11 protein-coding genes and 1 pseudogene (1 of these 12 only partly in view) are annotated in these 12,048 nt (G+C 58.5%); all 12 read right to left on the bottom strand.

Going from position 1 to position 12,048, the window contains the following annotated elements:
- Nucleotides 1–475 (bottom strand): annotated as a pseudogene (locus tag EYQ49_05535) (methionine adenosyltransferase); it reaches 714 nt to the left of the window's first position.
- Between the two features lie 9 nt (nucleotides 476–484).
- Entirely contained in the window at nucleotides 485–1,708 is a 1,224-nt protein-coding gene (gene coaBC / locus EYQ49_05530; GenBank protein HIG25338.1) for a bifunctional phosphopantothenoylcysteine decarboxylase/phosphopantothenate--cysteine ligase CoaBC, read from the bottom strand.
- Between the two features lie 13 nt (nucleotides 1,709–1,721).
- Complete coding sequence (rpoZ, locus tag EYQ49_05525) at nucleotides 1,722–2,078, bottom strand: DNA-directed RNA polymerase subunit omega (GenBank protein ID HIG25337.1); 357 nt, start codon at nucleotides 2,076–2,078, stop codon at nucleotides 1,722–1,724.
- A 103-nt stretch (nucleotides 2,079–2,181) separates the two neighbouring features.
- A complete protein-coding gene (locus EYQ49_05520) occupies nucleotides 2,182–2,739 on the bottom strand; it encodes a guanylate kinase (protein ID HIG25336.1) in 558 nt (185 codons plus the stop codon).
- A gap of 5 nt (nucleotides 2,740–2,744) precedes the next feature.
- Nucleotides 2,745–3,059 (bottom strand): integration host factor, encoded by a 315-nt coding sequence (locus EYQ49_05515; GenBank protein ID HIG25335.1) that lies wholly within the window; start codon nucleotides 3,057–3,059, stop codon nucleotides 2,745–2,747.
- 39 nt (nucleotides 3,060–3,098) lie between these two features.
- Nucleotides 3,099–3,824 carry an orotidine-5'-phosphate decarboxylase gene (gene pyrF / locus EYQ49_05510; protein HIG25334.1) on the bottom strand — a complete coding sequence of 242 codons (726 nt, stop codon included), beginning with the start codon at nucleotides 3,822–3,824 and terminating at the stop codon, nucleotides 3,099–3,101.
- Nucleotides 3,817–4,737, bottom strand: a complete 921-nt coding sequence (locus EYQ49_05505; protein HIG25333.1) for a dihydroorotate dehydrogenase — start codon at nucleotides 4,735–4,737, stop codon at nucleotides 3,817–3,819. The genes pyrF and EYQ49_05505 overlap by 8 nt, the downstream gene beginning before the upstream one ends.
- A complete protein-coding gene (carB, locus tag EYQ49_05500) occupies nucleotides 4,734–8,039 on the bottom strand; it encodes a carbamoyl-phosphate synthase large subunit (protein ID HIG25332.1) in 3,306 nt (1,101 codons plus the stop codon). Before carB ends, EYQ49_05505 begins: the two co-directional genes overlap by 4 nt.
- Entirely contained in the window at nucleotides 8,039–9,142 is a 1,104-nt protein-coding gene (gene carA / locus EYQ49_05495) for a glutamine-hydrolyzing carbamoyl-phosphate synthase small subunit (protein ID HIG25331.1), read from the bottom strand. The genes carB and carA overlap by 1 nt, the downstream gene beginning before the upstream one ends.
- Complete coding sequence (locus tag EYQ49_05490; GenBank protein ID HIG25330.1) at nucleotides 9,139–10,431, bottom strand: dihydroorotase; 1,293 nt, start codon at nucleotides 10,429–10,431, stop codon at nucleotides 9,139–9,141. Before EYQ49_05490 ends, carA begins: the two co-directional genes overlap by 4 nt.
- Nucleotides 10,428–11,393: an aspartate carbamoyltransferase catalytic subunit gene (locus EYQ49_05485; protein HIG25329.1), complete on the bottom strand. Its 966-nt coding sequence runs from the start codon at nucleotides 11,391–11,393 to the stop codon at nucleotides 10,428–10,430. Before EYQ49_05485 ends, EYQ49_05490 begins: the two co-directional genes overlap by 4 nt.
- A complete protein-coding gene (pyrR, locus tag EYQ49_05480; protein HIG25328.1) occupies nucleotides 11,390–11,968 on the bottom strand; it encodes a bifunctional pyr operon transcriptional regulator/uracil phosphoribosyltransferase PyrR in 579 nt (192 codons plus the stop codon). Before pyrR ends, EYQ49_05485 begins: the two co-directional genes overlap by 4 nt.
- Nucleotides 11,969–12,048 lie beyond the last annotated feature (80 nt).

Raw genomic sequence — 12,048 nt, 5'->3', positions numbered from 1 at the left:
TTTCAGCCATGCGGTGGGCTAGTTGGATGGGCAGGGGCATCAGCACGTCGGTTTCATCGCAGGCGTACCCGAACATCATTCCTTGGTCGCCGGCCCCTTGGCTGTCTAAGTCGGTTTGGGTGCTTCCGGTACGGGTTTCTTCAGATTTGTCAATTCCTTGAGCAATGTCGGGCGATTGAGCGTCCAGGGTGACCATGACGCCGCAGGTTTCGCCGTCGAAGCCGAAGTCTTCACGGTCGTAACCGATTTCTTTGATGGTGTCGCGTACGAGGCGAGGGATGTCTACGTATCCGTCGCAGGTGACTTCGCCGGCGATTACCACTAGCCCGGTGGTGATGAGGGTTTCGCAGGCCACTCGGCTTTCGGCGTCTTCTTGCAACATGGCATCCAAAATGGTGTCCGAAATTTGGTCGGCCATTTTGTCGGGGTGCCCTTCGGAGACGGACTCCGAAGTGAACGTCCATTTTTTGTTCATGGTGTCCTCTTAATTTTTTGAATTTTGGTGAAGAGTCTTTAGGGCCGCATCAAGTACTGCGTTGGCGATTTCTGTTTTGCTGGCCAAGGGTACTTCTTCGCTGTTTTCGGCGTCACTTAAAATTACTACAGCATTGGTGTCGTGGCCAAACCCCACTTGGTCGGCGGCCACATCGTTGGCCACCATCAGGTCTACGCCTTTGGCGGCAAGTTTTTTGGCGGCGTTTTCAACTAGGTCGCTTGTTTCTGCGGCGAAACCCACCAGTACTTGGCTGGGGGATCGCTGGGCGCCCAAGGTGGCCAATATGTCTACCGTGGGTTGGAGAAGAATTTCTGGGGTTCCGGTGCTCTTTTTTATTTTTTGTTCGGCTACCGCCACCGGGGTGAAGTCCGCTACGGCGGCGGCCATAACCACGACATCGCTTTGTGGTGCGGCTTCAAAAACGGCTGACGCCATTTGGGCGGCCGTGTCCACTGCTTGCACGGTTATTTGTGGGTGCTGGGGTGCTTGGTCGGCTTCGGTGGTAACACAAATCACTTGGGCGCCTCGGGCCGCTGCTTGGGCTGCTATGGCGTGGCCTTGTTTTCCGGAGGATCGGTTCCCCAAGTAGCGCACTGGGCAAATGGGTTCGCGGGTGCCGCCGGCGGTTACTAAAATCTGTAATCCGTCTAAATCTTTTTGTGGTGCTTGTGCCCCCAACAAGCGTTCAACGGTCGCCAAAATGTTTACTGGGTCAGCCAGCCGTCCTTCGCCGCTGTCGCCTCCGGCTAGTCGGCCTTTTTCGGGGGCGACGATTTCTACGCCGCGTTGGGCCAAGATGGCTACGTTTTCTTGCACTGCTGGCTGTTCCCACATTTCGGTGTGCATGGCCGGGCAAACCATCACGGGGGCTCGGGTGGCCAACAAGGTGGCCGTCAAGAGGTCGGCCGAGCGACCCATACGGTAATCGGCCAGCAACCGAGCGGTAGCCGGGCAAACCACGATCAGGTCTGCGTTTTGTCCCAGCAAGGTGTGCGGGATCGGGCTTTCTTCATCCCAAAGCGAGGTTTGTGCTTTTTCTGATGCCAGGGCATCGAAGGTGGTTTTGCCAATGAAGCGTTGTGCTGCGTTGGTCAAGATGGGCGATACGTGCGCCCCGGCGTCCACGAGGCGGCGGCATACTTCTACCGCTTTGTAAGCGGCTATGCCCCCGGTGACCCCAAGGACGATGCGGCGACCGTCGAGTGTTCCCATCGGTCGCCCAGTTTTAGGCGCTCTGGTCGCCGTCTTGGTCGGCAGTTTCTTCGCCGTCTTCTTCGGCTGCTTCTGCTTCCATAGCGGCGATGGCCAGCAGTTCTTCTTCGCTGGGCTCTTCTTCTTCTACCACGTCTACCGAAATGATTTTGTTGGCATCCATTTCTTCAAAAGCTATGGAGAGAGGCTTGCGGGCCGTGGAGGTAATTTGAGGAGGAATGGTAGAACCCAAACCTTCACCCAGTTGACCAAAGTAAGCGTTGATTTGACGGGCTCGTTTTGAGCTCAGCACTACCAACTTAAATTTAGAGTCTGCTCGCTCTAAAAGCCCTTCAATTTCAGGGTTAACTAGGGTGTCGTGGCCCTTCACAAGAATACCTCAGTGTGCGTTGATGGTTGGTGCAGTTTTGCACCATGAACGAGGGTAAACGGTACCAGAAAGGGCAATCGTTCCCTCCCTTCTCGGCCTGCTTCTAGCCGCGTTTTTCGTTAATCAATCCTTTAACTTCTGTCACCGTTTGCGCTAAATGGTCATTGGTGATGAAGGAGTATCCCAAATCTTTTGCTTCTTGGGTCTCTCGTTTTCCTTCGGCAATGCGTTTTGCTGCTTGAGTAGGGTCGTCGCCCCGAGACAATAAGCGGCGGCGTTGTTCTGCTTCGCTGGGCGCTTCAACAAAAATCATGAGCGCGTCGGGTTGATGGTCCAGCACTTGTCGCCCCCCGGCCACATCGATTTCCAGCAACAAATCTTGTTTTGCCGTCGGGTCGGGCACGGGGGTTCCGTAGTAGTGGTCTAAAAACTTGTTCCACTCCAGAAAGCCTTGCTGGTTGCGGTGTGCCAAAAAGTCTTGTTCAGAAACGAACACGTAGGCGTCCGCTACGTCATCTTTACGGCGAGGCCGGGTGGCCCAAGAACGGCTGAGCGTCAGCTTTGGGTCGGCGGCGATAAGTGCGGTGGCTAGCGTTCCTTTGCCGACGCCTCCTGGCCCCGAGAGAACAACCAGCAACGGAGCCTTCACCGACTCAGCCATCGCAGTTAAGAAAAACGAGCAAGCAGGTCGGCTCGTTGTTGTTTGCCTAAGCCTCGTAAGCGACGGCTTTCGCTGATCCCTACTTCTTCCATGGTGCGCTTAGCTTTCACTTTTCCTAATTTAGGTAAAGACTGCAGCACCGCTTTGACTTTCATTTTGGCCAGGATCGGGTCGTTGTCGGCCCGGTCGAGCAGTTCAGGAAAGGTAAGCGAACCCATTTTGAGAAGCTCTTTTATTTCGGCTCGTGCTTGGCGAGCTTCGGTGGCTTTGGCCAAAGCGGCTCGTCGTTGTTCGTCGGTTAGTTGAGGAAGTCCTGCCATGGCACGGACTTTAGCGTCCCAAAAGGCCGGCGGGTGAAATCACCCCAAAAGATGGCCTACTAATTCTGCGGCCGCCAAGATGGGTTCTGGGGTTGCCGTGACCCCTCGCCCGATAACTAAGAGGTCGGCTCCGTTGTTTAGCGCTGTGCGCGGGTCGGTGACTCGTGTTTGGTCATGGGTGTCGGCCCCTGGTAAACGGGTACCGGGAACCACCCGGGTGAGTTGTTCAGCCCAGGGGGCGGTCAGGGGCAAGTCAGGGGCGGCGCAAATTATTCCGGCGCAGCCAGTAGCGGCGGCCAGTGCCGTGCGTTCGGTTAAGAGGTTCGGGTCGTTGAGTTCGTCACTGGTTAGCACGGTGACCCCTAATACACCGGGTGGTGGTCCTTCTAGCCCGGCTGATCCGGCTGCTAAACCTTCTACGGCGGCCCGGAGCATCGCTTCGCCTCCGGCGGTATGCACGGTGAGCCAGCGCGCACCGAGCGACCCCACTACCCGGGCTGCTCGCTCTACCGTGGTGGGAATGTCGTGCAATTTGAGGTCGGCAAAAACGTCCCAGCCGTTGGTGACAAAGCCTGCTAACACATCGGGTCCGGCGGCGGTGTAAAGCTCTAAACCAATTTTTATGGTGCCAAAAAATTCGTCGAGATCGTTGGCCATGCGTCGGGCTGCTACCACGTCATCAATGTCGAGGGCCAGAGCCAAACGAGCGCGTATTTCGGCGGGAACTTCGCCTTGGTCGAGGTCGTCGAGTGCTTCTTCAGTCATGGGCTGCTCCGATTAGTTCGCTGAGATGGTTGACGTTGTGGGCGGTACACCATTTGGTGAGTTCGTTTAAAACGTTTTGGGTGGCTCGGGGGTTGGCAAAGGTAGCGGTCCCTACTTGAACGGCGGAGGCTCCGGCTAAAAGGAACTCCACGGCGTCTTCCCCGGTGGCGATACCTCCGACGCCGATTATAGGCAGGTCGGGATGGGCGGCAAAAGTGTCGTAGACCGCTCGCACGGCGATGGGGCGTATGGCGGGGCCAGACAACCCCCCTCGTCCTGCTCCTAATCGGGGTCGTCGAGTTTCGGGGTCGATAGCCATACCCAGCAGTGTGTTGGCCACGGTGACTGCTTGGGCGCCGGCTTGGGCTGCTGCGTCGGCCACGTCGGGCAGCAGGGGGGTATTGGGGCTGAGTTTGGCCCAGCAGGGGCGTCCGGTGGCTGCTACGGCGGCGGCCACTACGGCGCTGGTGGCTTCGGTGGAGTGGGCAAAAAGGTTGGTGCGGTCTTCTAGGTTCGGACAAGAAGCGTTCACCTCGACCGCCACCACGCTTGGAGGGGCGGAGGCCAGTGCTTGGGCTGCTTGGGTGAATTCTTCTACGGTGCGCCCCCAAATGCTGGCCACTACTCGGGCGCCGGTGGCTTCTAGGGCGGGAAGTTCTTGGTCGAGCCAGGCTTGCACCCCGGGGCCTTGAAGCCCCACGCTGTTGATCATGCCGGAGGCGGTGGCGTGCACTCGGGGGGCTGGGTTTCCGGCCCATGGGTTGACGTGCAGCGATTTGGTGACCACGGCGCCAAGGCTCGCCAAGTCCAGGTGGCGCGCCAGTTCGGTGCTGTGTCCGGCGGTACCCGAGGCGGTCATTACCGGGTTGGGTAACTCCACTGAGCCGAGGCGAGTAGCGAGGTTTACCGTCATGCCGATGCGTTGTCCGGTCCTGCGAGTGCTTGGTCTTTAGTTATGCCTTGGTGGTATTCCTGCAGGGTGCGTACCGCTAGGGGGTAGGTCTGCCAGTCGTGGAGGCCTCGGGCGGCGGCCACGGCGGCCGAAGCGGTGGTCAGCAGGGGTATGCCTTGGGCGCCGGCTGCTCCACGAATGTGGTCGCCGTCGGCTCGGGGGCCGCGTCCGTGGGGGCTGTTGACCACCAGTTGGATTGCTCCTGAGCGAATGAGTTCTACGGCGTCGGTGCCTTCTTCGTGGAGTTTGGCTACCACTTCGGCTACCGGTACTCCATGTTCTTCAAGGTATACCGCGGTGCCTTTGGTGGCCACGATGGCGAGCCCTAAAGCAACCAGGCCGCGGGCTGCTTCTAAGCCGGTGGCTTTGTCTCGGTCGGCCAGCGACATGAACACGGTGCCTTCTTCGGGCATCGCTCCCCCGGCGGCGATCTGCGATTTGGCGAACGCTAAACCGGTGGTGAGGTCGATGCCCATGACTTCTCCGGTGGAACGCATTTCGGGTCCCAGAACCGGGTCGGCTTCGGGGAATCGGTTAAAGGGCAGCACGGCTTCTTTGACTGAAATATGGTCGCCGACAATTCGGTCCACCAAGAGTCCTTCGGTACGAAGTTCGGCCAGGGTGGCGCCCATCATGACTCGGCTGGCTACTTTGGCAAGTGGCACCCCGGTGGCTTTGGCTACGAAGGGCACGGTTCGAGAGGCCCGCGGGTTGGCTTCGATCACGTAGATTTCTTCGCCTTTTACGGCGAACTGCACGTTGATGAGGCCACAGACTTCGAGTGCTTCGGCGATACGCAAGGTGGTTTTTTCAATGCGCTGGATTACCGAGTCAGAAAGGTATGGCGGTGGGATTACGCAAGCGCTGTCTCCGCTGTGTATTCCCGCTTCTTCCACGTGTTCCATGACGGCACCGATTATGGCTGCCCCGGTGTTGTCGCGTATGGCGTCCACGTCTACTTCGGTGGCTTCTTCTAAGAACCGGTCCACCAGAACTGGGCGTTCTGCGGATAGTCCACCTTCGATGCCCAAACTGCCGAAGGCTAAGAGTTGGTCCATGGCTCGTTCGAGTTGGTGGTGGTCGTAAACGATTTCCATGGCTCGGCCACCTAAAACATAGGAAGGTCGTACTAAGACTGGGAAGCCCACTTGGTCGGCGATCTTTTGTGCCCCGGCTAAGTCAACGGCTGTGCCTCCGGGAGGTTGGGGTATTTCCAGTTCTTCGCATAGAGCGTTCCAGAGTTCCCGGTCTTCGGCTAGATCGATGGAGCGTGGGCTGGTGCCGGCGATGAGTTCCTGAGGAAGTTCTCCGGCCAGTTTTAGCGGGGTTTGGCCGCCGAGAGACACGATGATGCCGACGGGTTGTTCGGCTTCAATAATGTTGGTCACGTCTTCGAAGGTCAGTGGCTCAAAATACAACCGGTCGCTGGTGTCGTAATCGGTGGACACCGTTTCGGGGTTGCAGTTCACCATGATGGTTTCGTAACCGGCTTCGCCGAGGGCGTAGCTGGCGTGGACGCAGCAGTAATCAAACTCGATGCCTTGGCCGATGCGGTTTGGTCCAGAGCCTAAAATCATAACTTTGGGGCGATCGGCGGGGCGCACTTCGTCTTCGTCTTCCCACGCTGAGTAGTGGTAGGGGGTGTCGGCGGCGAATTCGGCGGCGCAGGTGTCTACGGTCTTAAAAGTGGGGTGCACCCCAGCCGCTTGGCGGGCTGCTCGTACGGTTAGTTCGTCGTCTTTCCAGAGGTAGGCCAGTTGGGCGTCAGAAAAGCCGAGTTGTTTGGCTCGTTTCCAGTCTGGGGCGCTGAGGTCGTGGGCGGTGCGGGTTTCCAGGTGGGCACGCTCTTCGGTGATGGCCAACATTTGGTCGAGGAACCACGGGTCTACGGCGGTGTCGGCGTTTACTTGGTCCACGGTGTAGCCCCGCCGTAGCAAAGCTTCCAGTTGAAAAATTCGCCCCGGGGTAGCGATTTTTGCTGCGGCCCGTAGTGCATTGTCGTCGAGGTCGTTTAAGGCTTCTTCAGCGGGGTCAGCGTTGAGTCCCAAGCGTCCGTTTTCTAGCGAACGTAAGCCTTTTTGTAGTGACTCGGGGAAGGTTCGTCCGATGGCCATGGCCTCCCCTACTGATTGCATGGCTGTTCCGAGTACGCCGGAGGTCCCGGGGAATTTTTCGAAGGCCCAGCGGGGGATTTTGGTTACTACATAGTCGATGGATGGTTCAAAGGCCGCTGGTGTTTTTTTGGTGATGTCGTTGGGTATTTCGTCCAGGGTGTAACCGACGGCGAGGCGGGCCGCTATTTTGGCGATGGGAAAACCGGTTGCTTTTGAGGCCAGCGCCGACGAACGGCTGACTCGAGGGTTCATTTCGATGACTACTTGTTGCCCGTTGGCGGGGTTGACGGCGAACTGCACGTTTGAGCCGCCGGTTTCGACGCCTACTCGGCGGAGGCAGGCGAACGAGGCGTCACGCATTTCTTGATATTCGACATCGCTAAGGGTTTGGGCGGGGGCCACGGTGATGGAGTCGCCGGTGTGGACCCCCATGGGGTCAACGTTTTCGATGGAGCAAACCACCACGCAGTTATCGGCGTGGTCACGCATTACTTCGAGCTCGTATTCTTTCCATCCAGCGATGGATTTTTCGATCAAGATTTCGGTTATGGGGCTGGCATCTAAGCCGTTTTGTGCCATTTTGGTGAATTCTTCGGGGGTGGCGGCGATGCCGGTGCCTTTCCCTCCCAAAATGTAGGCGGGGCGGATAACTACCGGGAGGCCGATTTCACCAATTACTTTTTCGGCTTGTTCCATGTTGTGTGCTACTCCAGAGTCCGGCACTTGGAGGCCAATTTCGATCATGGCTTCTTTAAAGAGTTGCCGGTCTTCTGCGGTGGCGATGGCTTCGGCTCGGGCCCCGATGAGTTCCACATTGTTGTCTTCTAATACCCCGGCTTCCACGAGTTCCATGGCCAGGTTGAGGGCTGTTTGGCCGCCCATGGTGGGCAGTAGGGCGTCGGGTTTTTCTTTTTCAATTATGCGGGTGAGTACGTCGAGGCGCAGGGGTTCTATGTAGGTGGCGTCGGCGAAACCGGGGTCGGTCATGATGGTGGCTGGGTTGGAGTTCACCAAAATTACTCGGTAGCCCTCTTGGCGTAGCACCTGGCAGGCTTGGGTTCCGGAGTAATCGAACTCGCAGGCTTGTCCGATCACGATGGGCCCTGACCCGATGATCAGGATGCTGGATATATCGTTGCGGCGAGGCATTAGTTAGTTTTCCCGTTTACGGAGGCCATGAGTTTTTCGAAATCCTTAAAGAGGTAGCGGCTGTCGTGGGGGCCGGGGCCGGCTTCGGGGTGGTATTGCACGCTGAAGGCGGGCAGGTCTGTGCAACGTAGGCCCTCTACGGTTTCGTCGTTGAGGTTTATGTGGGTTAGTTCGGCGTTGTTTAGTGATCCGTCGGCTACGCAGTAGTTGTGGTTTTGGCTGGTGATTTCTACTTGACCGGTGGCTAAGTTTTTTACCGGGTGGTTTCCGCCGTGGTGGCCGAAGGGCAGTTTGTAGGTTTCGGCGCCCAGGGTGGCGGCCAGTAGTTGGTGGCCTAAGCAGATGCCAAAGATGGGGACTTCGCCGAGTAGGGCTTCAATGTTGTGGCGAATTTCTATTAAGGGTTCGGGGTCACCGGGGCCGTTGGAAAGGAACACTCCGTCGGGTTCGTGGGCCAACACTTCTTCAGCGCTGGTGCTGGCCGGTACGACCAGCACGTCGCCCAGGGCGGAGAGTTGCCGCAAGATGGTGGTTTTTATGCCGAAGTCGTAGGCCACCAAGCGGCGGGAGCCTCCGGTGGAGGCCACTTGGTAAGGCTCAGCGCAGGTCACAGTAGAGACCAGGTCCAAACCGTCGGTGGAGGGTGCGTTGGCTACCGCTGTTCGGAGGTCGTCAAGGTCTGCGGTGCCGAAGGCGGCGGGCATGGCGCCGTGGTCGCGGAGGTAGCGGGTTAGGCGGCGAGTGTCGAGGCCTGCCAAACCGGCTAAGGCGTATTGTTCGAGGAGGTCTTGCAAGCTTCCGGTGGCTCGCCAGTTGCTGTGGCGGCGGGTGAGTTCTCGTACGAAAACTCCGGCACAAGCAGGTTGGGTGCCTTCGGCATCGTGATCATTTACCCCGTAGTTCCCGATATGCGGGTAGGTGAAGGTGATGATTTGTCCGGCGTAGGAGGGGTCGGTTATTACTTCTTGGTAGCCGGCCATCACCGTGTTAAAAACCACTTCGCCGGTGGTTATTCCGTTGCTGGGGGTGACGCCGATTGCTTCTCCGGTGAAGACCATTCCGTCGGATAGTACGAGGCGCGCGGGGGTTGGTTGGATGCTCATCGTTGTGCCTCGCCGTCTACCACTACTGCTTCGCCGGCGCAGATGGTGTGGCGTATTCGGCCGCGTAGCGTCCGTCCTTCGTAGGGGGTGTTGGCGCTGCGACTGGCCATGGCTTGGCCCGAAACAGTCCATGTTGCGTCGGGGTCGATGACGCAAAGGTTGGCGGCGGCCCCTGGTTGCACGTTTACTCCTTGGTGGTCGTTGAGCCCGGCGATGATTGCAGGTTGCCAGGACATGACGGCCAGAATATCTGGCAGGTCGAGGCCAGAGTCTTCGAGGGCCACACTAAATGCGGTTTCTAGGCCCAACATGCCGGGAGGGGCAAGGTCGAAGGCGTGTTCTTTGTCGTGTGCGGTGTGGGGGGCGTGGTCGGTGGCGATGGCGTCGATGGTGCCGTCGGCTAATCCTTGGCGTACGGCAGTCACGTCTGAGTCGGTGCGTAGTGGGGGGTGAACTTTGAACACCGGGTCGAAGGTGGCGCAGGCCGCATCGGTGAGGCTGAAGTGGTGGGTGGTTGCTTCGGCGGTTACCGGCAGCCCTTCTGCTTTGGCGGCTCGTACGAGTTCTACCGAGCCGGCTGTGGAGAGGTGTTGAAAATGCATGTGGGCTCCGGTGAGGCGCATAAGGGCGATGTCGCGGGCCACCATGAGTTCTTCGGCTTCGGCGGGCTGGCCGCCGATGCCCAGTTTGGCTGACCATTCTCCTTCGTGCATGTAGCCGCCTTTGCTGAGGGCTTCTACTTCGCAGTGTTGGGCCAATATCACCGGTCGGCCCAGACGTTTGCTGAGCCCGGTGCTGTATTCCATGATGCGGCGCATTAGTCGAGGGTCTTGGAGGCCGGTGCCGTCGTCGGTGAAGATGCCTATGCCGAGGTCGACCAGTTCGCCGAGGGGTGCCATTTCTTGTCCGAGGCGGTCGATGGTCATAGCGGCGGTGGGCACTATTTCGCAGAGAGCGTTTTTTCCGAGGGTACGTATTTGTTCTACTACCGCAGCGCAGTCGGTGGTTGGGGTGGTGTTGGGCATGGTGACCAGAGCGGTGTAGCCGCCGAGGGCGCCACCTCGGGCACCGGTTTCAATGGTTTCGGCAACTTCTTGTCCTGGTTCCCGAAGATGGCTGTGGAGGTCGACGAACCCGGGTGACACGATGCAACCGCTGGCGTCAAGGTGGTGGTCGCCGGAAAGGTTTTGCGCTACTGCTTCGATGCGTCCGTCGTCGCCGATTAACACGTCGGCTTGTTGTTGGCCGGAAGCGTCGATGATGGTCCCGCCGTGAATTACCGTGCTCATTTGTTTCCTTCTGCCGTTGGGCTTTCAATAAGGTCTCGTCCTGCGCCGAGCAGCAAAAAGAGGACGGCCATGCGTACCGATACGCCGTTGGCTACTTGGTCCAGGATGACTGCTCGAGGGTCGGCGGCTACCACTGCGTCTATTTCTACACCGCGGTTGGTGGGGCCGGGGTGGCATATTATTGCTTCGCTGGGTAACAGGTTGGCTCGTTTTTCATTCATGCCGAAATCGGTTACGTATTCGCGAATGGAAGGGATGAGCCCTTCGCTAATGCGTTCGTGTTGGAGTCGAAGCAGGTAGCAAACATCGGTTTCTTCAAGCACGGCGTTTAGGTCGTGCGAAACTTCTACTGGCCACCCGGCTAGCGATGAGGGCAGCAGTGTGGCTGGGGCCACCAGAGTTACTTTTGCTCCGAGGGCGGTGAAGGCCAGCACGTTTGATCGAGCCACCCGCGAGTGGGCGATGTCGCCTACTAGGGCGATGCGCAGTCCGTTGAGGTTCCCGCAGTGTTGGCGCAGGGTATAGGCGTCGAGCAGCGCTTGGGTGGGGTGTTCGTGGCAGCCATCGCCGGCGTTTATTACTACGGCGTCGGTCCAGTTGGCGATGCGTTGGGCGGTACCGGCCATGGGGTGGCGAACGATGAGGGCGTCGGCCCCGTAGGCCTCGATGACTTCGACGGTATCGCGCAGGCTTTCTCCTTTGCTTAGCGAGGATGAGCCTGCGCCGAAGGTCATGGTGTCGGCCGATAAGCGGCGGGCTGCTGTGTCGAATGAAAGGCGGGTTCGGGTGGAGTTTTCAAAAAAGAGGGTGGCGATAGTTTGACCCCGTAGTGCCGGGACTTTCGGAATAGGGCGCTGGCTGATTTCGGCGAAGATGTCAGTCAGGTTGAGTATTTCTTCGATCTCGGTGGCGGTCATGCCTTCGATGCCGAGCAAGTTGCCGTCTACCAGTGCGTTGCTCATTTTTTTACCGCCCCGAGGTCGACCCCTTGCTGGTGCACATCTACTACTTCGTCGCGGCGGGTGGGCAAGTTTTTTCCGACGTAGTCGGGGCGTATCGGTAGCTCGCGGTGGCCGCGGTCTACCATGACGGCGAGTTGCACTCCTTGGGGACGGCCGAAGGTGCCTAGGGCGTCGAGGGCGGCGCGAATGGTTCGGCCGGTGAACAATACGTCATCTACCAGTACTACTGTTTTCCCGTCGAGGTTCATGGTGATGTCGGTTACTGCTTCGGGCACCACAGGGCGCAACCCAATGTCATCGCGGTGGAGTGCCACGTCGAGGGTGCCGGTGGCAGGGCGTTGGCCGTCGATTTCTGCGAGGGCTTCAGCCAGTTGTTCGGTGACGAAAACTCCGCCGGTTTGTAAACCGATGAGCACGACGTCGCTGAGGCCGTGGTTGCGTTCAATAATTTCGTGGGCCATACGGCGGACTGCCCGGGCCATGTCTTCGGCGCCCAATATTCGTGCGTGGGCAACAAAAACGCCCCCAAAGGGGGGCGTTTGTCCTCGTTCTCTTTTTGCCACTTGATGCTCCATTCGTCCGTGTGAGCCTCTCTGAACTCACTTCACGGTCGAAAACAAACTCTAGCAAGAATGGCGACTGAACGCGTCAACTG

This window comes from Acidimicrobiia bacterium, from assembly GCA_012959995.1.
Taxonomy (GTDB): domain Bacteria; phylum Actinomycetota; class Acidimicrobiia; order Acidimicrobiales; family MedAcidi-G1; genus MedAcidi-G2B.
Note: the sequence above shows the minus strand (reverse complement) of the source record. Positions and strands in the feature narration are given on the sequence as shown.

Excerpts from the sequence above, each read along its gene's own strand:
- pyrR (HIG25328.1), bottom strand. The coding sequence starts at position 11,968 with ATGGAGCATCAAGTGGCAAAAAGAGAACGAGGACAAACGCCCCCCTTT.
- coaBC (HIG25338.1), bottom strand. The coding sequence starts at position 1,708 with ATGGGAACACTCGACGGTCGCCGCATCGTCCTTGGGGTCACCGGGGGC.
- carA (HIG25331.1), bottom strand. The coding sequence starts at position 9,142 with ATGAGCATCCAACCAACCCCCGCGCGCCTCGTACTATCCGACGGAATG.
- EYQ49_05490 (HIG25330.1), bottom strand. The coding sequence starts at position 10,431 with ATGAGCACGGTAATTCACGGCGGGACCATCATCGACGCTTCCGGCCAA.
- carB (HIG25332.1), bottom strand. The coding sequence starts at position 8,039 with ATGCCTCGCCGCAACGATATATCCAGCATCCTGATCATCGGGTCAGGG.
- EYQ49_05520 (HIG25336.1), bottom strand. The coding sequence starts at position 2,739 with ATGGCTGAGTCGGTGAAGGCTCCGTTGCTGGTTGTTCTCTCGGGGCCA.
- EYQ49_05515 (HIG25335.1), bottom strand. The coding sequence starts at position 3,059 with ATGGCAGGACTTCCTCAACTAACCGACGAACAACGACGAGCCGCTTTG.
- EYQ49_05485 (HIG25329.1), bottom strand. The coding sequence starts at position 11,393 with ATGAGCAACGCACTGGTAGACGGCAACTTGCTCGGCATCGAAGGCATG.
- EYQ49_05505 (HIG25333.1), bottom strand. The coding sequence starts at position 4,737 with ATGACGGTAAACCTCGCTACTCGCCTCGGCTCAGTGGAGTTACCCAAC.
- pyrF (HIG25334.1), bottom strand. The coding sequence starts at position 3,824 with ATGACTGAAGAAGCACTCGACGACCTCGACCAAGGCGAAGTTCCCGCC.